Origin of the sequence: Conexibacter sp. W3-3-2, assembly GCF_009707605.1 — a bacterium.
Taxonomy (GTDB): domain Bacteria; phylum Actinomycetota; class Thermoleophilia; order Solirubrobacterales; family Solirubrobacteraceae; genus Paraconexibacter; species Paraconexibacter algicola.
Map to the genome: position 1 here is coordinate 4,217,326 of NZ_WLYW01000001.1, position 21,982 is coordinate 4,239,307.

A 21,982-nucleotide genomic window follows, 5' to 3' on the forward strand; every position below is an offset into this window, starting at 1 on the left:
CCCGGGTCTCCCCACCGATGACCGATCTCCGCGTTCCGACCGGGCCCGCGCCCGCCACCCTCGACCCGCACGACGAGGAGTGGGCGGCCGCGCTCGCGCGCATCCTCGACGACCCGCGACGCGTCCGCGTCCACTACCAGCCGATCGTCGACCTCCAGCGCGGCGTCGTCCGCGGCTACGAGGCGCTCGCCCGGTTCCCGGAGGCGCCCGAGGTGCCGACCGCCGCGTGGTTCGAGGCCGCTGCGCGGCTCGGCTGCGCCGGCGAGCTGGAGGCGCAGGTGGTGACCGCCGCGCTCGTCGCGCGGCCGCTGCTGGTCCGCAACCGCTTCATCGCCGTCAACCTGTCGGCGGGCGCCCTGCTCAGCGACGAGGTCGCCGCCGCCCTGCGTGACGCACCGCGCCTGGACAGCATCGTCGTCGAGCTCGGCGACCGCCCGGGCGGCCCGGACACGGCGGAGCTGCGCGTGGCGGTCGACGCCCTGCGCGCCCGCGGCGCGGGGCTGGCCGTCGACGACGGCGGCGCCGGCTACGACAACCTCGACCGCATCGCCGGGCTGCGGCCGCAGTTCCTGAAGCTCGACGGCGCGCTGACGCTCGGGATGCCCGACGACGAGTCCCGCACGGCGCTCGTGCGGACCTTCTGCGACCTCGCGGCCCGCTTCGACGCGTGGATCGTCGCCGAGGGGATCGAGCGCGCGGAGCAGCTCGACGCCCTCGCGCGCCTCGGCGTGCCGCTCGGTCAGGGCTACGCGCTCGGCCGTCCCGCCCCCGCGATGGCGGAGATCGACCGCGACCTCGTGCGTCGCCTGCGCCAGCGCGCCCTGGTCGGCGTGCGCGGCACGGGCGTCGAGGGGCTGGTCGAGCGCCTCCCCGCCGTCGCCGCCGACCCGACGGCGGTCCGCGTGGTCCTCGACGCGCAGCCGCACCTGGAGCACGTCGTCACCGTCGACGCGGCCGGGCGCCCCCTCGGCGTCCTGGACCGTGCCGCGTTCGAGCGCGGCGAGGCCCCGCGCGAGCCGCTGTGCCTGCGCGCCCAGGCGACGCCGGGGGACCTCGCGCGGCGCGCGATGACCCGGCCGCTGGCCCAGCGCTGGGACCCCGTGGTGTGCGTCGACGACGCCGGCGCCTACGTCGGGGTCGTGCCGCTGGAGCGCGTCGTGGGCGTCCTCGCGGGCGCCTGAGCGCGCCGTCGTCGGCGGACGCCCCGGCGTCGCCCGAACACCCGTCCACGGGGCTTGCACCCGGGGGCGCGGTGACCGATCCTTCAGCTTGCCCAGCGACCGATCACGGAAGATCAGGAGGGCGCACGGATGCATGTTGCAGCGACCGACCTGGCCGCGTTCGGCGGGTCGACAACCTTCACCTTTCACGGCACCCTCGGCGGGGCGCCGTCCGCCCGCGACGGATCGCGGCCGGGCGACGAACGGCCGGCGGCCACCGCGACCCCCGTCCAGGCTCCCGAGCAGGGAGGCCGGATGGATCTCGTCCGGGCGGTCGTCGAGCAGATCGTCGGCCGGACGCTCGGAGCGGCGGAGATCGACGCGATCGCCGCGTCCGCCCAGCCGATCGCGCTCGCGTTCGACCGTGCCCGCCAGGGCCGGGCCGAGCAGGCCCGCGTGCAGGCCGCCCGCGAGGCGGTCTCCTGGGGCGCGACGCTCGACCTGCGCGAGACCGCGTCGGGCGAGGGCGTCTTCGCGGTCAGCGGCTCGTTCGTCGCCGACGGGCGCGAGATCGCCGTCGAGGTCCGGCTGCTCGGCGACGGGACCGCCGGCGTGATGCCGCTGCGGCTCGACGTCGACGTCGACGCGCAGGGCCGCACGACCCGGCTCGGCTTCGCCGGACGCGCCACCGCGTCCGACGGGGCGGCGGGCACCGGCGCGGCGGCGTCCGCGGCCGCGTGGGCGGGCCTGCCGGTCCGCGTGCACGGACCCGACGGACGCATGGACGTCACCACGCTCGCGGACGCGCGCGGAGCGCGCCCGGGCGGCGGCCACCTGGTGGATCTCGTGGCCTAGAGACTTGGCTGCCGGTTGAGGGACCGGTCGGACAGGACCGGGCACGGTGGAGGAGGGTCCACCGGCCCGACGGGAAGGGCGGAGGAGGGTCCGCCCGCCCCACACGGACGGTAGAGCTCGCGGGTGCGGTTGAGGGACCGCCCCGCGAGCCGTCCGTCGCTACGCCGCCTCGGAGATGTTCGCGCGGACCTGCGCGACGACCTCGTCGGGGACCGCGTCCATGCCGTGGTCCTCACGGGCGTGGGCGGCGACCTGGGTCAGGATGCCGTGCTCGTCCTCGGCCTCGAACGTGGCGGTGCAGCCGGGCACCACGGCGCCACAGGAGAACTGCTTCATGTCGGAACGCTCCTCGGGTGGGGAAAGGGGATCGGGGACACCATCGGCAGGTTGGGACGTGAGCGCAAGTGCGGCATGATGATCGGGCCACTGGGGAGTGATGTAATGGTCAGCATTCGGGCCTTTGAAGCCTGCCGTCCCGGTTCGAGTCCGGGCTCCCCAGCTGACCGCCGGGTCAGCGTCCCGCAGGCACGGAGGGGGGCCTTGCGCGTAGCATCCACCCACGTGAGCGCACCCGTCGTCGTGGTGATGGCCGCTGGGAAGGGCACCCGCATGCGGTCGAAGACGCCGAAGGTCCTGCACGACCTCTGTGGCCGGCCGATGGTGTCGTGGCCGATCGCGGCCGCGCTGCAGGCCGGTGCCGCCCGCGTCGTCGTCGTCGACGGGCCCGACCGCCGCCTCGCCGACCACCTGCCGCCGGGCGTGCAGCACGCCGTGCAGGAGGTCGCCGACGGGACCGGCGGCGCGGTCCTGGCCGCCGCCGACCACCTCGATCCCGACGCCCCCGTCGTCGTGCTCTCCGGCGACGTGCCGCTCGTGCGGCCGGAGGTCGTCGCCGAGCTCGTCGCCGCCCACGCCGCGGCGGGCGCCGCCGCCACGATGGCCACGACCGTGCTGCCGGACGCGAGCGGCTACGGACGCGTCGTCCGCGACGCCGACGGGCGCTTCGAGCGCGTGGTGGAGACGAAGACCGCGGGCGACGCGCTGCCCGAGCACCTCGCCATCCGCGAGATCAACACGGGCATCTTCGTCTTCTCCGGTGCCGCGCTGCTCGACGCGCTCCCCCGGATCGGGACCGACAACGCGCAGGGCGAGAAGTACCTGCCCGAGGCGCTGCCGCTGATCGCCGCGGCGGGCGGCACCGTGCTCGCGCACGTCGTGGAGGACCACGACGTCGTGCTCGGCGTCAACGACCTGGTCGACCTCGACCGCGTCCGCGCGATCGCGCAGCGGCGGATCCTCGAGGACCTGATGCGCTCCGGCGTGACGATCGTCGACCCCGGCTCCACGGTCGTCGACGTCGGCGTGACGCTCGGCCGCGACACGCGCGTCGAGCCGTCCTGCGTGCTGCGCGGGGCCACGAGTGCCGGCGAGGACTGCGTCATCGGGCCCGCCACGACGCTCGTGGACGTCACGCTCGGCGACGGCGCGCGCGTCGTCCACTCCTACGCGACCGACTGCACCGTCCACGACGGCGTCAGCGTCGGCCCGTTCGGCTACCTGCGGCCTGGCACGGTGCTGCGCGAGAACAGCAAGGTCGGCACGTTCGTCGAGATCAAGAACTCCGACATCGGCCCGGGGGCGAAGGTCCCGCACCTCTCCTACATCGGGGACGCCGACGTGGGGGAGGCCTCGAACCTCGGGGCGGGCACGATCACCGCCAACTACGACGGCACCTCCAAGCACCGCACGACGATCGGCAAGCGGGTGAAGGGGAGCGTCGACACGTCGTTCGTCGCGCCCGTCACCGTCGGGGACGACGCCTGGACGGCGGCCGGCTCCGTGATCACGAAGGACATCCCGCCGGGCGCCCTGGGCGTCGCGCGGGCCCGGCAGACCAACATCGACGGCTTCTCCCAGCGCCAGGACGAAGGAGCGTAGGACCCATGACGATCCAGCAGACCATGGACCTTGCGGGAAACATCGTGCCCGTCCCCGGCACGCAGCAGGCGCCGGGCCGTAGACTCGCGCCCTCCGTGAGCACGAGCCTGCCGATCGACTACGACAAGAAGCTGATGCTCTTCAGCGGCCGCTCCAACCCGGAGCTCGCCGCGAAGATCGCCGACAAGCTCGGCGTGGACCTCGGTCCCGTCACGCTGAAGACCTTCAGCAACGGCGAGGTCTACTGCCGCTACGAGGAGTCGATCCGCGGTGCGGACGTCTTCATCGTGCAGCCGACCTGCGGCAACCCGGAGACCGGGGTGACCGCCAACGACGCGCTGATGGAGCTGCTGTGCATGATCGACGCGGCCGTCGGCGCGTCCGCGCACCGCGTCATCGCCGTCACCCCGTGGTTCGGCTACAGCCGCCAGGACAAGAAGAGCGCGCCGCGCGAGCCGATCACCGCGCGGCTCGTCGCCCGCATGCTCGAGGCCGCCGGTGCGGACCGCGTCCTGACCATGGACCTGCACGCCGGCCAGGTGCAGGGCTTCTTCAGCGTCCCGGTCGACCACATGACCGCGCTGATGATGCTCAGCAACTACTTCAACGACATGCAGCTGCAGGACCTCGTGGTCGTCGCCCCCGACGCGGGCCGCGTGAAGCTCAACAAGAAGTTCGCGGTGAAGCTCGGCGCCGAGCTCGCGATCCTCGACAAGGAGCGTCCCGCCCAGCAGGTCGCGGAGATCGGCTACGTCATCGGTGACGTGAAGGACAAGACCGCGATCATCCTCGACGACATGATCGACACGGCGGGCACGCTGCGCGCCGCCGGGCAGACCGTGCTCGACGCGGGCGCCTCGCGCGTCTTCGCGGCGGCGACGCACCCGGTGCTGTCGGGGCGCGCGTTCGACAACCTCGCCGAGAGCGGCTTCGAGCAGATCGTCGTCACCGACACGATCCCGCTGCGCGCGGGCGCCCCGGACACGATCCGGGTGCTGAGCTGCGCCGAGCTGCTGACCGACTCGATCCGGCGGATCTTCACCGACGACTCGGTCTCCGAGGTCTTCGGCGGCGAGAACCAGCTGTTCTAGTGACGGCGACCGCCGCAGCGGTCCTCATGGACCGCCTCGGCCTCACCGACGAGGAGCTCTGCACGACGCTCGGCGTCGCGCCGCTGGAGGTCATCGGCGGGGCGCTGGAGCACAAGCCGCAGCTGCCGCTGCTGCTGACGCTGACCGCCGAGGCGGCCGAGCGCGTGCACCCCGACGCGCTGCGGCGCTGGGTCCGCACCGCGGGCCCCGCCGGCCGGCCGCTGGACGCCCTGCTGCGCCAGGACTACGCCGCGTTCGAGGACGCGCTCGAGGCGCTGGGCAGCCGCGGGTTCGTCGTGCGCGCCGCACGCTGAGTTGCAGCCGCGACCGCGGTCGTGTCCTACCGTGGGGACCCGCCGTGCGTCCGCGCGGCCGCCGTCATGCTCCGCCGTCTGCGCCTGCCATCCCTCGCCGTGCTGCTGCTCGCCCTCGCGGCCGTGGCGATCGTCGTCCCCGCGGGCTCGGCCCAGCAGGACACCGGTCAGCTGGAGCGGGAGATCGAGCAGCGCGAGGCCCGTGAGGCGCAGCTGGGCAGCCAGGCCGAGCGTCTGGGCCGCCTGGAGCGCAAGATCGACCGGCAGGTCGCGCTGCTGCAGGCGCGGCTCACCGAGGCGCAGATCGAGCTGAACGGGGCGCAGACCCGCCTCGCCCGCACCCAGGGCCAGGTCAAGGCCGAGCGGGCCCGCGCGCTGCGGCTGCGCAAGCGGCTCGCCCAGGCCCGCAAGGCGCTCGCCGACCACCTCGAGGCGCAGTACAAGGCGGCCCGCCCGGACCTCGTGAGCGTCGTGCTGAACGCCAAGGGGTTCGAGGACCTGCTGGAGCGCAGCGAGTTCCTGCGCCGCGCCCAGGACGCGGGCACCGAGGTCGTGGACGTCATGCGCGACGCGCGCGCCGACGCGAAGGCCGAGGTCCGCCGTCTCGCGCGGCTGGAGCGCCGCCGCGAGGAGGAGGCCGTCGCCGTGCAGCGCCGCCGCGACGCGATCGCCTCGATCGCCTCCGCCGTCGCGCGCCGCCGCGAGGCGGTCGCGCAGGCGCGGGCGGCGCGGCTGGCGCTCAAGCGCTCGAGCGCCCGTGCCCGCACGCGCGCGGCCCGCACGCTGAAGAAGCTGCAGGCCGAGCAGGCGAAGGCGCGCGTGTCCTCCGCCGGTCCCGGCGGCCCGTGGGCGATCCCGTGGGCGATCGTCCAGTGCGAGTCCGGCGGCCAGAACCTGCCGCCCAACGCGGGCGCGCGGGCGTCCGGCTACTACCAGTTCATCCCGTCGACCTGGAAGGGCCTGGGCGGCAGCACGCCGCACGCGTACCTCGCGCCGAAGGCCGAGCAGGACCGGCTGGCCGCGAAGCTCTGGGCCGGCGGTGCGGGCGCCCGCAACTGGGACTGCGCCGCGATCGTCGGCATCCTCTGACCGGCCGCCGCGGCGCCACCGTGGCGACGGTCAGCGCTTGGACTTCGGGGGCTTCGGGCCCGCCCAGACCCCGGTGAGGTAGTGGAAGGTCCGCACGCCCGCCCGGTCGAATGCCGCGCGCGTGCCCGCGTAGGTCGCGGCCTCGATCGCGGTCGCGGCGATCGCCTTGCCGACGGGGGCGTTCGGCTCGGTCGGACGCGGCGGCCTGCCGTCGCTGGCGTCCTTGTCGAGCGCGGCCCAGATCGCCGTGAAGAGCTTCGCGGCGATCTTCCCCGCGAGGACGCTGAAGACGATGCCGAACGGCTTGTAGAGGAGACGGCCCATGGCCCGGAGCCTACCCGGCGCGCCCGCCGGTCCACCGGGGACTGCGGCGAACCGTCCTGTCGGTCGATAACCATGGGGCAGGCTCGTCGCCAGGATCCGGGGCGACGGCACGCATCACCGGAGGAAGGAGTTCCGACATGGACCAGCAGCACGATCCGCACGACGGCGCCGAGGAGCTCCTGCGGCGCGCGCTGATCGACCCGGACACGTCGGCGGCGCTCGCGCTGCGCGTGGACGGCCTGTCGCTCGCCGAGGCGCTCACCGTGATCTTCCACGGGCGGCTGGATCTCGGCACCGTCCAGACCTATGTCGCGCCCGGCGGCTTCGGCGCCGGTGCCGCGGTCGCGCCGTCGGCGCTGCTGCGCGTGCCGTGCGACCTGGACCTCGCCGACGCCCCCGACGCCGAGGGCGCGCACGACCTGTACGCCGAGCAGGCCCGTGCGCTGCGTGACGCGCTGCTCGCCGCCGACACGGTGCTCGCGCTGTGGAAGGACGCGCTGGAGGCGCTCGCGGACGCCCCGGTCGGGGTCGACCGCTCGATCGAGCTCGGGGTGCGGCTGCCCGCCCACCGGCTGATGCCCGTCGCGCTCGTCGCGCCGGAGCAGCGGCTGACCGTCGTGCCGGTCTGCGGCGCGCGGACGCTGGCCGAGGGGCGGCCGCCGCTGGGCATCGCCTGCGCCCAGCAGGACGTCGCGCACGTCTACCCGCTCCCCGACGACCCGGAGCGCTGCCTCGAGGACTTCCGCGAGCGCGCGGCCGACCACGCCCGGCGGCTCGCCGACCAGCTCGAGCACCAGGAGCAGTCCGTGCGCCGGTTCCTGGAGATCTCCGGCGTCGACGACCTGCCCGAGGCCTGCTGACCCGCGGGGACCGCCCGGGCGCGTAGGCTCGCGCCCGATGCGCCGTCCCCGCCCGCTCGTGCTCGTGCTGGTCCTCGTGGCGTTCGTCGCCGTCTCGGTCGGCCTCGCGCGCTTCCTCACCGCCGAGAGCCGCGAGCGCGACGCGCTCGTCGACGTGCTCACCGCGCAGGCGGCGGGTGACCCCGGGGCGATGCTCGACGCGATGGACCCGTCGTGCCGGCGGGCGCCGGCGTGCGTCGCGCAGGTGCGGCGCAACGCGCGCGCCCAGCGCCTGCCGGGCGAGGTGAAGATCATCAACGTGCAGTCGCAGACCGCGTACGCGCTCGGGGCCGCGACGGGGACCACCCGCGTGGTCTGGGCGGTCGTCGACCGCGGGCTGCCGACCGTCCAGTGCGTGGAGATCCGGCGCAAGGGGAGCGCGCTGGCCGGTCGATCGATTAGCGTTCTGCGGGTCAGCGCGCCGATCGACCGCGAGTCGTCGTGTCCCTGACGGCGTCGTCCGCCCGCAACTCGGCGCCGTCTCCCGTGTCCTTCAGCCCCGGAACCATGCGCCGAATCCTGTCCGTCCTCACCCTTGCCCTCGTGGCCGCCGCCCCGGCCGCCGCGCAGACCACCGACCCCGCGGTGACGACCCCGCCGGCGCCCGCGCCGACGCCGAAGGTCGAGACCCCGAAGAAGGGCGCGCTCTACACGCAGGGCCCGTCCGGGCGCTACCTGCTGGCCGGCACGTGGCTGTTCCGCCTCGACAAGGCGGAGGTCGGGCTGACCCAGGGCTTCCAGCGCCAGACGACGACGGACGGCTGGACGACCACGACCGTGCCGAACGCGTGGAACGCGACCGACGAGTCCGTCGAGTCGATGCAGGGCACCGTCGGCTGGTATCGCAAGGACTTCCGGCTGCCGAGCGCGTCGAAGCGGTTCGGCTACGTCGTGCGCTTCGAGTCCGTGAACTACCGGTCGCGGATCTGGCTCAACGGGCGGCCGATCGGCAAGAACACCGGCGCGTACCTGCCGTTCGAGGTCCGGCTCCCGGCCGGGCTGCTGAAGCGCAGCGGCACGAACCGCCTCGTCGTGCGCGTCGACAACCGCCGCTACCCGACGGACTTCCCGCCCTCCGGCCTGTCGGTCACCGGCAACCCCACGGGCGGCTGGTGGAACTACGGCGGCCTGCTGCGCGAGGTGTACCTGCGCCGGGTCGACCGGATCGACTTCTCGACCGTGCAGGTCCGCCCGGTCCTTCCCTGCGCGACCTGCGCGGCGGACGTCCAGTACAAGGTCGTCGTCCGCAACGACAGCACCTCGGCCGCGCGCGTGCGCGTCACCAGCCGCTTCGGCGCGCGGGCGGTGAACCTCGGCACGCAGCTGGTCGGGCCGAAGAAGTTCGCGGCGTTCACGCGCACGATCCGGATCGCCCGGCCGCGCCTGTGGTCGCCGTCCAGCCCGACGCTCTACGACGCGCCGATCACCGTGCGCGTCGGCAAGCGCACGGTCGCGCGCTACGCGTTGCGCACCGGCGTGCGCTCGATCAAGGTCGTCGGTGGCCGCTGGCTGCTGAACGGGCGGCCGCTGAACTTCCGCGGCGTCGGCCTGCACGAGGACTCCAAGGACCGCGGCTTCGCGATCGACGACGCCGACCGCCGGCGGATCGTCGCCGAGACGAAGGAGCTCGGCGCGACGGTCATGCGCTCGCACTACCCGCTGCACCCGCGGATGCACGAGCTCGCCGACGAGCAGGGCCTGATGATCTGGTCGGAGATCCCCGTCTACGCGGTGAAGACCGAGCACCTCGCCAAGAAGGTCGTGCGCGAGCTGGCGGCGCGCGAGCTCGAGTCGAACATCCTCACCAACCAGAACCACCCGTCGGTGATCGTCTGGTCGGTCGGCAACGAGCTCAGCTCGCGACCCGGCCAGGTGCAGGGCTTCTACCTCGCCAACGCGGCCCGGCGCGCGAAGGCGCTCGACCCGACCCGACCGGTCGGCTACGCGGTCGCCGGCTATCCGGCGGCGGGCTGCCAGCCCGAGTACGCGCCGCTCGACGTCATCGGGGTGAACGAGTACTTCGGCTGGTACCCCGGCCCCAACGGGCAGATCGCCGACCGCACGCTCCTCTCCCAGTACCTCGACTCGGTGCACCAGTGCTACCCCGAGAAGGCGGTGCTCGTGAGCGAGTTCGGCGCCGAGGCGAACCGCAGCGGCCCGGTCGAGGAGAAGGGCACGTTCGAGTTCCAGTCGGACTTCGTGAACTACCACCTCGGCGTGTACGCGACGAAGCCGTGGCTGGCGGGCGCGATCTACTGGGCGCTGGAGGAGTTCCGCGTGCGGCCGAACTGGGACGGCGGCAACCCGCGGCCCAACTCGCCGATCCACGAGAAGGGCCTGATCTCCTTCAGCGGCGTGCGCAAGCCGGCGTTCTTCGACGTCCAGCGCCTGTTCCGCGCGACGAAGCAGATCGGCGGGCCGACCGGCGGTCGCTGACGGCGGGCGGTCCCGGGCTGCCGGGACCGCAACGCGCCGGACGCGGCCCGTCCGCTACCCTTCCTCGCCGCTGTTGGGCCCGCCTGCGCGTGCCCGGACCCGACCGAGATCGACGATCATGGCCAAGACCGAAGCAACCAAGCTCGACGTTTCCTCCCGCACCCCGGGGCACTCCCGCGAGACGCGCCGTCTGCGTCGCGAGGGGCTCGTGCCCGGCGTCGTCTACGGCGGCGGCGAGGACCCCGTCTCCTTCCAGATCGGTGCCCGCGACCTGCGCCTGGCGCTCGCGACCACCGGCGCGGTCTTCGAGGTCGTCGTCGACGGCGGCTCCGCGGTCCCGGCGATCCTCAAGGACGCCCAGCGCCACCCGGTCCGCGGCGAGATCATGCACGTCGACTTCCTGCGCGTCGACCTCAACAAGCCGATCCAGGCGCCGGTGCTCGTCGAGCTCGTCGGTGGCGACGACGCCCCCGGCGTGGTCGAGGGCGGCATCCTGACCCAGGTCGTCTCGGAGCTCAACGTCGAGGCGCGCCCGGCGGACATCCCGGACGTCATCACCGTCGACGTGTCGGCGATGGTCGAGGGCGACACGCTGCTGCTGTCGGCGATCGAGGCGCCCGCGGGCGTCACGCTGCTCGACGATCCCGAGGAGACCGTCCTGGCGACCATCGTCGCGCCGGCCGTCGTCGAGACCGACGACGAGATCGAGGGCGAGACCGAGGTCATCGGCGAGGGCGGCGACGACGCCGAGGGGTCCGAGGAGGACGGCGAGGACGCCGGCTCCGAGGACGGCGGCGACGACGCCGGCGAGTAGCTCCCGGTGCGCCTGCGCGGCGCATCGTCCACGCCGGTCGACTGGCTCATCGTCGCCCTGGGCAACCCGGGCGACCGCTACGCCCGGACCCCGCACAACGTGGGGTTCGAGGTCGCCGAGCACCTGATCGAGCGCTGGGGGCTGTCGAAGCCCAAGGCGAAGTTCTCCGGCCTGTACACCGACGGCCGGGTCGGGACGCCGGGCGGGGTGACCGCCCGGGTCGGCCTGCTGCTGCCGCAGACGTACATGAACGAGTCGGGGCGCGCTGCGGGCCCGGCGCGCGGCGCGCTGAAGGTCGAGCTCGATCGCGTGCTCGTGCTGCACGACGAGATCGACCTGCGCTTCGGGGACGTCCGCTCCCGCTTCGGCGGCGGGCTGGCGGGGCACAACGGGCTGAAGTCGCTGAAGGCGCACTTCGGCTCCCCGGACTTCCATCGCGTGCGGATCGGCGTCGGCCGGCCGGACTCGACGGACCCCGACATCGTCGCGGGCTACGTGCTGGGGCGGTGGAAGCAGACCGCCCGGGAGGTCGAGGAGCTCGTGTACGAGGCCGCCGACCAGGCCGAGCGGCTGATCCTCGCCCCACCGCCCGACGAGCAAGAACAGACAAGCGTTTGAAATAACGTACAAGGCGCGCTAGGCTGCTCCCATGACCAATCGAGCATGGGACGGGACGAGCTACGACCGCATCAGCGCGCCGATGGAGGTCATGGGCCTCAAGGTCCTCGAGCGCCTCGAGCTCCGCGGCGACGAGACCGTCGTCGACGCGGGCTGCGGCAGCGGTCGCGTGACGCAGGCGCTCGTCGCGCAGCTGCCCGACGGCCACGTCGTCGGCGTCGACGGGTCGGCGGACATGATCGAGGCCGCCCACACCCGCCTCGGTCCGCAGGCCGACCTCCGCGTCCAGGACCTGCTGGAGCTCGACGTCGCCGACGTCGGTCCGGTCGACGCGATCCTCTCGACCGCGACCTTCCACTGGATCAGCGACCACGACGCGCTGTTCCGCGCGCTGCGCGCCCAGCTGAAGCCCGGCGGCGTGCTCGTCGCGCAGTGCGGCGGCGTGGGCAACGTGTCGCGCGTGCACGCCGCCGCGCAGGCCGTGGGGGAGATGCCGCCGTTCGCGCAGTACCTCGACGGCTGGGACGACCCGACGAACTTCTACGGGCCCGAGGAGACCGAGGAGCGGCTGCTGGCGGCGGGCTTCTCCGACGCGCGCTGCTGGCTCGTCCCGCAGCCGGTGCGGCCGCCGGACCCGGTCGAGTACCTCTCGACGATCGTGCTCGGCGCGTTCCTGCAGCGGATGCCGCAGGAGCTGCGGCGGCCGTTCGTCGAGTCGACGATCGCCGGGCTCGGCGAGCCGGTCACGATCGACTACGTGCGGCTGAACATCGACGCCACCGCGTAGCACTTCACGCCGCCTTCACCACGCGGTCACGCCGATCGGCGAGACTCCGGTGCATGGCCGCGTTCCGCCCCGACGACCCCGCGCTGACCCGTCGCGAGCTGCTGCTCGCCGGGGGCGCGGCGGCGACCACCACGATCGCGCTCGGCGCGCTGAACCCGGCGCAGACCGCGGCCGCCAAGCGGCTCGCGCGCGAGGCGGCGCTCCCCGCCGGCACGTTCCCCTCCGGCGTCGCCTCCGGGCAGCCGTTCGAGCACGGCATCACGCTCTGGACCCGGGTCGGCGACGTCGAGCGCTCCGGCCGCCTGCGGCTGGAGATCGCGCGCGACGCCGACTTCGCTCGCGTCGTGCACCGCCAGGACGTCCGTGCCGCCGCGGTGCGCGACCACACCGCGCGCGCCCGCGTCCTGCAGCCACGGGTCCTGGAGCCCGGCGAGCAGTACTTCTACCGCTTCGCCACCCGGTCCACGAGCAGCCCGGTCGGCCGCTTCCGCACCGCGCTGCCCGCCGACAGCCGCGAGCCCGTCCGGATCGGGTTCTTCTCCTGCCAGAACTGGCGGGCCGGCTACTACAACGCGCACGCCGGACTGGCGGCCGAGCCCGATCTCGACCTCGTCGTCAGCCTCGGCGACTACATGTACGAGACCTGCGGCGCCTCCGCGGTCCCCGGCCGGGACGACCGCACGAGCTCGGGCGAGAACAACCAGACCGAGACGCTCGCCGACTACCGCGCGAAGTACCGGCTCTACCGCTCGGACCCCAACCTCCAGGCCGTCCACGCCAACCACCCGTTCGTGGCGATCTGGGACGACCACGAGTTCGAGAACGACCAGGAGGGACCCAAGGGGGAGGGGACCACCGCGGTGCGGCGCATCCCCTACGCCGAGCGGCGCCGCAACGCCTACCTGGGCTTCTTCGAGAACATGCCGCTGCAGCGCATCGGCTCCGACCGCGACCGGATCTACCGCAAGCTGCGGCTTGGCGCCAACGCCGACCTGTTCCTGCTCGACACGCGCACCTACCGGGAGCCGGACAACTCGACGATCCTCGGCGCCGCGCAGAAGCAGTGGCTGAAGGCGGGACTCGAGCGCTCCCGCGCGGCCTGGAAGGTGCTCGGCAACCAGGTCATGCTCATGTCCCTGGACGTCCCGACCGGCAACCCGGTCAACCCCGACGCCTGGGACGGCTACGAGGCCGAGCGGCGCGAGGTCGTCCAGCACGTCCTCGACAAGGGCATCCGCGACGTCACCGTCATCACCGGGGACATCCACACCTTCTTCGCCGGGACGGTCACGACCACCGGTCGCACCGGCGGGCGGCCCGGGATGACCGAGTTCGTCGGCGGCTCGATCACCAGCGACAGCCTCGACGGCGACCTGGGCGGCGAGGACGCCCGCCCGATCACCGAGCCCGTGTTCCAGGCCGCGCAGCTGCTGAACCCCCACTACGCGTTCGCGAACTTCAACCGCCGCGGCTACGGCGTCATGGAGTGCCGTCCCGGCGAGCTGACGGTCGACTTCAAGGCCGTCGACTCGGTGCGCCGGCGCGACCGCCCGGTCACGACGCTCGCGAGCTTCCGCGTCGAGGCGGGCTCGACCGCGGTCCAGCGCACGCGCTGAGCCGGGTCGAGAGCCCGCCTGGACGGGCGACCGCTAGGCGATCGCGATGGTGTTGACGTCCGGGTCCTTCGGGGTCCGGGCCGCGACCTCGTCGTAGTTGTAGGCGGTGCCCGGCACGCTGCCCGGCTTGCCGAAGCCGAAGCCGACCGACTCGAGCGTGGCGACCGCGTCGAGGATCCGGAAGAAGCCCGGCTTGCCCGTCGTCGGCAGGCCCGGGACGTCCTCGCGCTGGCTGAACTTCGCGTAGACGCGGTCGTTGCCCAGCCGACCCAGCGACTGGAGCGCGAGCGCGCGGTGCACGGCCTCGGTGGCCATGATCTCCGCGGTGTAGCGGGCGAACTTCGAGCCCGAGAGCGTCCCCTGCCGCGCGAACACCGTCGTCGCCAGGAGGTACGCGTTGATGAACACCTGGTCGCCGACGACCAGCGCGCCGAGCAGGTTCTCCGGGGAGGCGAAGATCGAGTCCGGGACGTAGATCGTCTTCGTGACCTCCCTTGCCGCCGACGGCGGAGGAGGTGAGCAGCTCGTAGTGGTTCTTCTCCTGCTGCGCGGCCGCGGCCACGTTGCGCCGCGTCGTCGCGTCCATCCGCGAGCCGAGCTTCTCGACGCCGACCGTGTTGACGATCGTCGCGAGCACCTCGGCGGTCGCGGCGACGGCCGCGATCGTCTCGATGTTGTTGGCCTCGCCGGTGCGGACCGCGGCGTCGGCGTCGCGGCTGGTCGCGAAGCCGAGCAGGCCCATCGTGCCCATCGCCGCCGCCGTGCCCTTGACGAGCTGGCGGCGCGTGGAGGCGGGCAGCTCGCGGTTCTGGCGGTCGATCGTGTCGAAGAGGTGGGTGTTGACGTCCGACATGGGGTGTCCTTCCTGGTGGGGATCTCCCTGCTACTACGCAGCGTGGCCGTCGGTGAACGTGTCTTCGGCGCCGATGCGCTCGGTGCCCACAACTGCGCCATAGGTCGTCGATCCGCGATTGGGACGGGCGGATCCCGGGAACGCGCGCGAAGAACTCCCGGCGTCCCGGCGCGCCCGCACCCGAACGGAGGTTCGCCGCTCGCTAAGGTGGGGCGCCCGGCCGCGCGACCCCTCGCGCGGCCGTCCTGCGTCCCCCGCCGCCGAGAAGAGCATGTCGTCGCTTCGCCCCCTCCTGCACCACCTGAACACCTCCGACGACGCGGTGCGGCTCGCCGGCGCGGGCGGCAGCGCGTTCGTCTCGCAGTCGCTGCGCCCGTACCTGCTCGCCGGCCTGCTCGACGGGGTCGACGGGTCGGCCGCCGCCGGCCGGCCCGCGGTCGTCGTCGCCGGGGACGACCGGCAGGCCAAGGAGCTCGCCGCCGACCTGCGCGCGTGGCTGCACCCGCGCCCGGTGCGGTTCTGCCCCTCGCGCGGCGTCGCGTACGAGTCGCACCTCGCCCCGCCCGCGCACCTCGTGGGCCTGCGGGTCGCCGCGATGGACGCGCTCGTCTCCTGGGACCCGGACGCCGACGCCGAGCCGCCCGTCGTGGTCGTCAGCGCGGTCGCGCTCAGCGAGAAGGTCCCGGATCCGGCGCTGCGGCCGACGAGCTTCACGCTCCGCGTCGGCGACCTCGTCGACCTCGACGAGCTCGCGCAGGACCTCGTCGACGCCGGCTACGAGCGGGTCGACCAGGTCGACGACCGCGGCCAGTTCGCGGTCCGCGGCGGCATCCTCGACGTCTACCCGGCGACCGAGGACCGGGCGGTGCGCGTCGACCTCTTCGACATCGAGATCGAGTCCCTGCGCGGCTTCAGCACCTTCACCCAGCGCAGCCTCGACGACCTCACCGAGATCGAGATCGCCCCCGCCGCCGAGCTCGCCGCCGAGCACCGCGCCGACGCCGAGACCGCGACCGTCCTGGACGGCGACGAGCGGCCCGACATCGCGCAGCTGCTGCCCGTCGACCGCTTCCACGCCTTCCTCGACCTCGCCCCGCAGGACACCGTCGTGCTGCTCGCCGCCGAGGAGGAGGTCGCGCCGGCGCTCGCCGACCACTGGCAGGACGTCTGCGCCGCCTTCCACGACACCGACGCCCACCACCTCTACGTCGCGCCCGACCCGATCGTCGCGACGCTCGCCCAGCGCGCCCACGTGCGCCTGTCGAGCATCAGCACCGACCACGACATGGAGTTCCGCGCCCAGGCCGCGGACACCGCGGCGCGCACGCTCAAGGAGGCCGAGCCCGAGCTCGAGAAGCTCGTGCGCTCCGGCTACCGGACCGTCGTGGCGTTCCCGCGGCGTGGCGACGGCGAGCGCTCCGCCTACAACTTCGCGCGGCTGAAGGCCGAGTGGATCGTGCCCGGCGACACCGACCTGCGCGACCGCGGCGACACCGGCGCCGAGCGGGCCCCGACCGTGCACTTCGTGCAGGCCCGCCTGCGCGACGGGTTCGTCGCCCCCGGGATCAACCTCGCCGTCATCCCCGACCACCGGCTGTTCCGCCGGCGCAAGCAGCAGCGCGAGGACGCCGCCCGCGGCGGCGGCAAGGGGATCGTCAAGCGCGGCGCGCTGCGTTCGTTCGCGGACCTGCGCACCGGCGACATCGTCGTGCACGAGGACCACGGCCTCGCCCGCTTCGCCGGCTTCGACACCAAGACGGTCGCCGGGGTCACCCGCGACTACCTCGAGCTCGAGTACGCCGGCAGCGACAAGGTCTTCCTCCCCGTCGACCAGCTCGCCAAGATCAGCCGCTACGTCGGCGCGGGCGGCAGCCACCCGCCGCTGTCCAAGCTCGGCGGCAAGAGCTGGGAGACGCTGAAGTCGCGCGCCCGCCGCGCCGCGCAGGAGCTCGCGGGCGAGCTGCTGAACCTCTACGCCGAGCGCCGCCGCCGCACCGGGCACGCGTTCCCCGAGGACTCGCAGTGGATGCGCGAGTTCGAGGACAAGTTCCCCTGGACCGAGACCGCCGACCAGAAGGACGCGATCGAGGCGGTCAAGGGCGACATGGAGGCGCCGCGGCCGATGGACCGCCTGATCTGCGGCGACGTCGGCTACGGCAAGACCGAGGTCGCGTTGCGCGCCGCGTTCAAGTGCGCCGACGACGGCAAGCAGGTCCTCATGCTCGCCCCGACGACGATCCTCGCCCAGCAGCACTACGGCAGCTTCGCCGAGCGCATGAAGGACTACCCGTTCACCGTCGCGCACGTCAGCCGCTTCCGCACCCCGGCCGAGCAGAAGGAGGCGATCGCCGGGTTCAACGAGGGCCGCGTCGACGTCCTCATCGGCACGCACCGCCTGCTCGGCCGCGACGTCCGCGGCAAGGACCTCGGCCTGCTCGTCGTCGACGAGGAGCAGCGCTTCGGGGTCAAGCAGAAGGAGCTGCTGCGCCAGCTGAAGCTCAAGGTCGACGTCATCGCGATGAGCGCGACGCCGATCCCGCGGACGCTGCAGATGTCGCTGGCGGGCCTGCGCGACATCACCGTCATCGAGACGCCGCCGGAGGGACGGCGTCCGGTCAAGACCTACGTGGGCGAGTACGACGAGGAGCTCGTCAAGCAGGCGCTCACGCGCGAGAAGGACCGCGGCGGCCAGGCGTTCTTCCTGCACAACCGCGTCGAGACGATCGACGAGACCGCCGAGCGGCTGCGCGGCCTGTGCCCCGGCATGACCTTCGAGGTCGCGCACGGGCAGCTCGACGAGCAGGAGCTCGAGCGGCGCATGGTCTCGTTCCTGCGCGGCGAGGCGGACGTCCTCGTCGCCACGAGCATCATCGAGAGCGGCATCGACATCCCGCAGGCCAACACGCTGATCGTCGAGCGGGCCGACATGTTCGGCCTGTCGCAGCTCTACCAGATCCGCGGGCGCGTCGGACGCTCCAGCCAGCGCGCCTACGCCTACCTCCTGTACCCGGCGGCCGCCGCGCTGACCGAGGAGGCGACCAAGCGCCTCAGCGCCCTCTCCGACTACACCGAGCTCGGCGCCGGCTTCAAGGTCGCGATGCGCGACCTCGAGCTGCGCGGCGCCGGCAACCTGCTCGGCGACGAGCAGTCCGGTCACGTCGCGGCGCTCGGCTTCGAGCTCTACATGTCGATGCTCGAGGAGGCCGTCGAGGCCGCGGGCGGCGGCGACCCGGACGACGCGTTCGAGCCCGTGCGCCTCGACGTCAGCGTCGACGCGTACATCCCCGCGAACTACATCCCCTACGAGCAGGCGAAGATCGACGTGCACCGGCGGATCGCCGGCGCGCGCGAGGTCGCGGACCTCGGCATGCTCCAGGACGAGCTCGCCGACCGCTTCGGCGAGGTGCCCGAGCCGCTGTCGAACCTCATCGCGCTGCAGATCGCGCGCGTGAAGCTCGGACAGGCGGGCGCGCGCAACGTGTCGTTCCGCGGTGGCCTGCTGACCGTCACGCCGATCGACCTCGAGGACGACCAGCAGGCCCAGCTGCGCGAGCGCGCCGACGACGTGAAGATCGAGCCGGGCCGCTCCCAGGTCAGCTTCCGGGTGCCGACCGCCCCCGCCGAGCGGTTCCCCGCCGTGCTGAAGGCGGCGGACGACCTCCTGGCGGTGACGCGGGGGTGACGCGGGCGTGACGGCGTAGGGGCTACCATGCGCGCCACATGAGCTCTGTCAAGGCCCGTCTCATCGCCGCGCCCGCGGCCATCGCGCTGTCGGCCTTCGCCCTCGCCGCCTGCGGGGACGACGCCGTCCCCGGCAACGCCGTCGCGAAGGTCGGGGACGCGTCGATCTCCAAGACGAACTTCAACCACTGGATGGAGGTCGCCGCGATCTCCTCGCAGGGCGCCGCGAACCCGCAGCTGGCCGCCCAGGGCAAGAAGCCTGCCGTGTCGATCCCGCAGCCCCCGGACTTCACCGCGTGCATCGCGAAGAAGACCAAGGAGGCGCCCAAGCCGGCCAAGGGGCAGCCGAAGCCCACCGCCGCGCAGTTCAAGACGCAGTGCAAGCAGGAGTACGAGGGCCTGCGCGACCAGGTGCTGCAGTTCCTGATCTCCTCGGAGTGGATCCAGGGCGAGGCCAAGGACCGCGACGTCAAGGTCTCCGACGCCGAGGTCAAGAAGCAGTTCGAGACGACGAAGAAGCAGTCGTTCCCGAAGGAGAAGGACTTCCAGAACTTCCTGAAGTCGTCCGGCATGACCATGGACGACCTGCTGTTCCGCGTCGAGCTCGACACGCTCTCCAACAAGCTGCGCGAGAGCGTCACCAAGGGCAAGGACAAGGTCACCGACAAGGAGATCTCCGACTACTACGCCAAGAACAAGGCGCGCTTCGCGCAGCCCGAGCGGCGTGACCTGCGGATCGTCCTGACGAAGACCGAGGCGAAGGCGAACGAGGCCCGCGCGGCGATCGCCTCCGGCCAGTCGTTCAAGACGGTCGCGAAGAAGTTCTCGATCGACCAGGCCTCCAAGGACCAGGGCGGCGTGCTGCTCGCGGTCGCCAAGGGCCAGCAGGAGAAGGCGTTCGACGACGCGATCTTCTCGGCCAAGACCGGCGCGCTCGAGGGCCCCGTCAAGACGCAGTTCGGCTTCTACGTCTTCCGCGTCCAGAAGGTCACCAAGGCCTCGCAGCAGACGCTCGCCCAGGCGAAGGAGACGATCAAGCAGCTGCTGGCCTCCCAGAACCAGCAGAAGGCGCTCGACGACTTCGTCAAGGACTTCCGCGACAAGTGGAAGGGCAAGACCGACTGCCGCGACGGCTTCGTGATCCAGGACTGCAAGAACGCCCCGAAGCCCAAGACGAACACCGGCCAGCAGGGCGTCGCCACGACGCCCGCCAACTAGCCGGCGGACGCCCCGGCCGGGTGGCCTCCCCCAGGAGATCCAGGAGGCCCTCGGCCGGCTCGACGCGCTGACCCGCGAACTGCGGGTCGCGTGTCCGTGGGACCGCGAGCAGGACGCCCGCTCGATCGTGCCGCACACGGTCGAGGAGGCGTTCGAGCTCGCCGACGCCGCGAACGCGAGCGACGACGCCAAGCAGGTCGACGAGCTCGGCGACGTCCTCTTCCAGGTCCACTTCCTGTCGCTCCTGCTGGAGGAGCGCGGGGTCGCGTCGCTCGCCGACGTCGCGGAGGCGTGCCGGCAGAAGCTCATCCGCCGCCATCCGCACGTCTACCCCGACCCGGACTCGGCGATCGCCGGGCCCGACGGCACCGTGCAGGCCTCGACCGCGGGCGAGGTCCTCGCCAACTGGGACGAGATCAAGAAGTCCGAGGCGGGCCGCGCACCGGGGATCTTCGGGGAGGTCCCGGAGAACCTGCCGGGCACGCTCTACGCCCGCAAGGTGCAGCGCCGCACCGCCTCCACCGGCTTCGACTTCGACGGCGTCCCGCTGGAGGCGGTCGCGGGCGAGCTGCAGGAGCTCGCCGAGGCCGTCGAGCAGGCCGACGGGGACCTCTCGCCGACGGGTCCGGCCCGCGACGCGCTCTTCCACGAGGTCGGCGACGTGCTCTTCGCGGCGGTGAACGTCGCGCGCAAGCTGAAGGTCGACCCGGAGCTCGCGCTGCGGGCCGCCGCCGAGCGCTTCCGCGGCCGGATCGAGGCCGCCGAGGCGCAGGCGACCGCCGCCGGCGAGGAGTGGGCGTCGCTGACGCCCGACCGGCAGCTGCAGCACTACGCGCAGGCACGCCTGCGCGAGCACGGCTGAGCCGCGCCGCCACCCGCACGACACGTCGCGCGCGGGCGCGCGAGAATCCCGGGCCATGAGCGCGATCCAGTCCGTCCACGCCCGCCAGATCCTCGACAGCCGCGGCAACCCGACCGTGGAGGTCGAGCTGACGCTCGCGTCCGGCGCGCACGGCCGCGCCGCGGTCCCGTCCGGCGCCTCCACCGGCGAGTTCGAGGCGACCGAGCTGCGCGACGGCGGCGACGCCTACCTCGGCAAGGGCGTCACGAACGCGGTCGCCAACGTCAACGGCGAGATCGCCGGCGCGATCACCGGCCGCGACGGTGGCGACCAGGCGGGCCTCGACGGCGCGCTGATCGAGCTCGACGGCACCCCGAACAAGTCGCGCCTGGGCGCCAACGCGATCCTCGGCGTGTCGCTCGCCGCCGCGCACGCGGCCGCGGCCGAGGCCGGCGAGCCGCTCTGGCGGCACCTCGGCGGCCCGTCGGCGAACGTCCTGCCGGTCCCGATGATGAACGTGCTCAACGGCGGCGCGCACGCCGACAACTCGGTCGACTTCCAGGAGTTCATGGTCGTCCCGTGCGGCGCGGCCTCGTTCTCGGAGGGCCTGCGCACCGGCGCCGAGGTCTTCCACAGCCTCAAGAAGATCCTGCACCAGCGCGGCCTCGCGACCGCGGTCGGCGACGAGGGCGGCTTCGCGCCGAACCTCGGCTCCAACGAGGAGGCGCTGCAGGTCCTCGTCGACGGCATCGAGGCCGCGGGCTACACCCCGGGCACCGACGTCGCGATCGCCCTGGACCCCGCCACCAGCGAGATCCACGGCGACGACGGCCTCTACGACCTCGAGCACGAGGGCCGCAAGCTCACCGCGCAGCAGCTCGCCGAGTACTGGGCCGAGATGGCGGGCAAGTACCCGATCCTCTCGATCGAGGACGGCATGAACGAGGAGGACTGGGACGGCTGGAAGGTCCTGACCGACCTCGTCGGCGACACGGTCCAGCTCGTCGGCGACGACCTCTTCGTCACGAACCCGGCGCGCCTGACGCGCGGCATCGAGGCCGGCGTCGGCAACTCGATCCTCATCAAGGTCAACCAGATCGGCACGCTGACCGAGACGCTGGAGGCGATCCGCATCGCCACCGAGGCCGGGTACACCGCGGTCATGTCGCACCGCTCGGGCGAGACCGAGGACGTCACGATCGCCGACCTCGCCGTCGCCACCGGCTGCGGCCAGATCAAGACCGGTGCCCCGTCCCGCTCGGACCGCGTCGCGAAGTACAACCAGCTGCTGCGCATCGAGGAGGCCCTCGGCGCCGCCGCCACGTACCCGGGCCGCTCGGTCTTCCGCTCCTAGCGTCCGGGCCGCGGCACGCGGCCACCCGGTGCGTGGTGGCCGCGTTGCACGTCCGTCCAGCGGGCAGGAACCGTCGGGTCGGGGGCGAACCTTC

The 21,982-nt window shown here is 73.1% G+C and carries 21 protein-coding genes and 1 tRNA gene; 19 read left to right on the forward strand and 3 right to left on the reverse strand.

Going from position 1 to position 21,982, the window contains the following annotated elements; all coding sequences use genetic code 11:
• The first annotated feature begins 17 nt into the window (after positions 1-17).
• Entirely contained in the window at positions 18-1,181 is a 1,164-nt protein-coding gene (locus GKE82_RS20235; protein ID WP_107568834.1) for an EAL domain-containing protein, read from the forward strand.
• Positions 1,182-1,475: 294 nt separating this feature from the next.
• Positions 1,476-2,015, forward strand: a complete 540-nt coding sequence (locus tag GKE82_RS20240; protein WP_107568835.1) for a hypothetical protein — start codon at positions 1,476-1,478, stop codon at positions 2,013-2,015.
• Between the two features lie 159 nt (positions 2,016-2,174).
• On the opposite strand, the gene GKE82_RS20245 is transcribed toward GKE82_RS20240, so the two are convergent.
• Positions 2,175-2,351, reverse strand: coding sequence for a DUF1059 domain-containing protein (locus GKE82_RS20245; protein ID WP_154734561.1), 177 nt, complete (start codon positions 2,349-2,351; stop codon positions 2,175-2,177).
• 91 nt (positions 2,352-2,442) lie between these two features.
• Between GKE82_RS20245 and GKE82_RS20255 the strand changes: the two genes are divergently transcribed.
• The 5 genes from GKE82_RS20255 (at position 2,443) to GKE82_RS20275 (ending at position 6,447) form a co-directional block, all read left to right on the forward strand.
• A tRNA-Gln gene (locus GKE82_RS20255) sits at positions 2,443-2,514 on the forward strand.
• A 62-nt stretch (positions 2,515-2,576) separates the two neighbouring features.
• The gene (gene glmU, locus GKE82_RS20260) at positions 2,577-3,953 is read left to right on the forward strand and encodes a bifunctional UDP-N-acetylglucosamine diphosphorylase/glucosamine-1-phosphate N-acetyltransferase GlmU (RefSeq protein WP_309233726.1); all 1,377 of its coding nucleotides are present in this window, start codon (positions 2,577-2,579) and stop codon (positions 3,951-3,953) included.
• Between the two features lie 113 nt (positions 3,954-4,066).
• Positions 4,067-5,044 (forward strand): ribose-phosphate pyrophosphokinase, encoded by a 978-nt coding sequence (locus GKE82_RS20265; protein WP_107569766.1) that lies wholly within the window; start codon positions 4,067-4,069, stop codon positions 5,042-5,044.
• Positions 5,044-5,358: a hypothetical protein gene (locus GKE82_RS20270; protein ID WP_233243811.1), complete on the forward strand. Its 315-nt coding sequence runs from the start codon at positions 5,044-5,046 to the stop codon at positions 5,356-5,358. Before GKE82_RS20265 ends, GKE82_RS20270 begins: the two co-directional genes overlap by 1 nt.
• Positions 5,359-5,424: 66 nt before the next feature.
• On the forward strand, positions 5,425-6,447 hold the full coding sequence (locus GKE82_RS20275) for a transglycosylase family protein (protein ID WP_154734563.1): 1,023 nt from the start codon (positions 5,425-5,427) through the stop codon (positions 6,445-6,447).
• Between the two features lie 30 nt (positions 6,448-6,477).
• Here GKE82_RS20275 and GKE82_RS20280 read toward each other — a convergent pair whose 3' ends face one another.
• Entirely contained in the window at positions 6,478-6,771 is a 294-nt protein-coding gene (locus GKE82_RS20280) for a DUF4235 domain-containing protein (RefSeq protein ID WP_107568840.1), read from the reverse strand.
• 137 nt (positions 6,772-6,908) lie between these two features.
• Here GKE82_RS20280 and GKE82_RS20285 point away from each other — a divergent pair, with 137 nt between their 5' ends.
• The 7 genes from GKE82_RS20285 (at position 6,909) to GKE82_RS20315 (ending at position 13,941) form a co-directional block, all read left to right on the forward strand.
• Positions 6,909-7,631 carry a hypothetical protein gene (locus tag GKE82_RS20285; RefSeq protein ID WP_107568841.1) on the forward strand — a complete coding sequence of 241 codons (723 nt, stop codon included), beginning with the start codon at positions 6,909-6,911 and terminating at the stop codon, positions 7,629-7,631.
• A 37-nt stretch (positions 7,632-7,668) separates the two neighbouring features.
• Entirely contained in the window at positions 7,669-8,121 is a 453-nt protein-coding gene (locus tag GKE82_RS20290) for a hypothetical protein (RefSeq protein WP_154734564.1), read from the forward strand.
• 56 nt (positions 8,122-8,177) lie between these two features.
• On the forward strand, positions 8,178-10,106 hold the full coding sequence (locus GKE82_RS20295) for a glycoside hydrolase family 2 protein (protein WP_154734565.1): 1,929 nt from the start codon (positions 8,178-8,180) through the stop codon (positions 10,104-10,106).
• A gap of 118 nt (positions 10,107-10,224) precedes the next feature.
• Positions 10,225-10,920, forward strand: a complete 696-nt coding sequence (locus GKE82_RS20300; protein ID WP_107568844.1) for a 50S ribosomal protein L25 — start codon at positions 10,225-10,227, stop codon at positions 10,918-10,920.
• Positions 10,921-10,926: 6 nt separating this feature from the next.
• On the forward strand, positions 10,927-11,538 hold the full coding sequence (pth, locus tag GKE82_RS20305; protein ID WP_107568845.1) for an aminoacyl-tRNA hydrolase: 612 nt from the start codon (positions 10,927-10,929) through the stop codon (positions 11,536-11,538).
• 31 nt (positions 11,539-11,569) lie between these two features.
• The gene (locus GKE82_RS20310; protein WP_154734566.1) at positions 11,570-12,325 is read left to right on the forward strand and encodes a trans-aconitate 2-methyltransferase; all 756 of its coding nucleotides are present in this window, start codon (positions 11,570-11,572) and stop codon (positions 12,323-12,325) included.
• A gap of 53 nt (positions 12,326-12,378) precedes the next feature.
• Positions 12,379-13,941, forward strand: a complete 1,563-nt coding sequence (locus GKE82_RS20315; RefSeq protein WP_107568847.1) for an alkaline phosphatase — start codon at positions 12,379-12,381, stop codon at positions 13,939-13,941.
• A gap of 33 nt (positions 13,942-13,974) precedes the next feature.
• Here the strand turns inward: GKE82_RS20315 and GKE82_RS20320 are convergent, their stop codons facing one another.
• Entirely contained in the window at positions 13,975-14,349 is a 375-nt protein-coding gene (locus tag GKE82_RS20320; protein ID WP_154734567.1) for a hypothetical protein, read from the reverse strand.
• Positions 14,350-14,504: 155 nt separating this feature from the next.
• Between GKE82_RS20320 and GKE82_RS20325 the strand changes: the two genes are divergently transcribed.
• From GKE82_RS20325 to eno, 5 genes are all read left to right on the forward strand, one after another.
• The gene (locus tag GKE82_RS20325; protein ID WP_154734568.1) at positions 14,505-14,897 is read left to right on the forward strand and encodes a hypothetical protein; all 393 of its coding nucleotides are present in this window, start codon (positions 14,505-14,507) and stop codon (positions 14,895-14,897) included.
• 168 nt (positions 14,898-15,065) lie between these two features.
• Complete coding sequence (mfd, locus tag GKE82_RS20330) at positions 15,066-18,476, forward strand: transcription-repair coupling factor (RefSeq protein WP_154734569.1); 3,411 nt, start codon at positions 15,066-15,068, stop codon at positions 18,474-18,476.
• A gap of 38 nt (positions 18,477-18,514) precedes the next feature.
• Positions 18,515-19,693 (forward strand): peptidyl-prolyl cis-trans isomerase, encoded by a 1,179-nt coding sequence (locus GKE82_RS20335; RefSeq protein ID WP_154734570.1) that lies wholly within the window; start codon positions 18,515-18,517, stop codon positions 19,691-19,693.
• Between the two features lie 79 nt (positions 19,694-19,772).
• Entirely contained in the window at positions 19,773-20,555 is a 783-nt protein-coding gene (locus tag GKE82_RS20340) for a MazG family protein (RefSeq protein ID WP_230317124.1), read from the forward strand.
• A gap of 55 nt (positions 20,556-20,610) precedes the next feature.
• A complete protein-coding gene (eno, locus tag GKE82_RS20345) occupies positions 20,611-21,888 on the forward strand; it encodes a phosphopyruvate hydratase (RefSeq protein WP_107568851.1) in 1,278 nt (425 codons plus the stop codon).
• Positions 21,889-21,982 lie beyond the last annotated feature (94 nt).

Bases quoted from the DNA above. Each gene is read 5' to 3' on its own strand.
- GKE82_RS20335 (WP_154734570.1), top strand. From the start codon at position 18,515: ATGAGCTCTGTCAAGGCCCGTCTCATCGCCGCGCCCGCGGCCATCGCG.
- GKE82_RS20245 (WP_154734561.1), bottom strand. From the start codon at position 2,351: ATGAAGCAGTTCTCCTGTGGCGCCGTGGTGCCCGGCTGCACCGCCACG.
- GKE82_RS20290 (WP_154734564.1), top strand. From the start codon at position 7,669: ATGCGCCGTCCCCGCCCGCTCGTGCTCGTGCTGGTCCTCGTGGCGTTC.
- GKE82_RS20275 (WP_154734563.1), top strand. From the start codon at position 5,425: ATGCTCCGCCGTCTGCGCCTGCCATCCCTCGCCGTGCTGCTGCTCGCC.
- mfd (WP_154734569.1), top strand. From the start codon at position 15,066: ATGTCGTCGCTTCGCCCCCTCCTGCACCACCTGAACACCTCCGACGAC.
- GKE82_RS20310 (WP_154734566.1), top strand. From the start codon at position 11,570: ATGACCAATCGAGCATGGGACGGGACGAGCTACGACCGCATCAGCGCG.
- eno (WP_107568851.1), top strand. From the start codon at position 20,611: ATGAGCGCGATCCAGTCCGTCCACGCCCGCCAGATCCTCGACAGCCGC.
- GKE82_RS20240 (WP_107568835.1), top strand. From the start codon at position 1,476: ATGGATCTCGTCCGGGCGGTCGTCGAGCAGATCGTCGGCCGGACGCTC.
- GKE82_RS20235 (WP_107568834.1), top strand. From the start codon at position 18: ATGACCGATCTCCGCGTTCCGACCGGGCCCGCGCCCGCCACCCTCGAC.
- GKE82_RS20295 (WP_154734565.1), top strand. From the start codon at position 8,178: ATGCGCCGAATCCTGTCCGTCCTCACCCTTGCCCTCGTGGCCGCCGCC.
- GKE82_RS20300 (WP_107568844.1), top strand. From the start codon at position 10,225: ATGGCCAAGACCGAAGCAACCAAGCTCGACGTTTCCTCCCGCACCCCG.
- GKE82_RS20285 (WP_107568841.1), top strand. From the start codon at position 6,909: ATGGACCAGCAGCACGATCCGCACGACGGCGCCGAGGAGCTCCTGCGG.
- GKE82_RS20280 (WP_107568840.1), bottom strand. From the start codon at position 6,771: ATGGGCCGTCTCCTCTACAAGCCGTTCGGCATCGTCTTCAGCGTCCTC.
- GKE82_RS20315 (WP_107568847.1), top strand. From the start codon at position 12,379: ATGGCCGCGTTCCGCCCCGACGACCCCGCGCTGACCCGTCGCGAGCTG.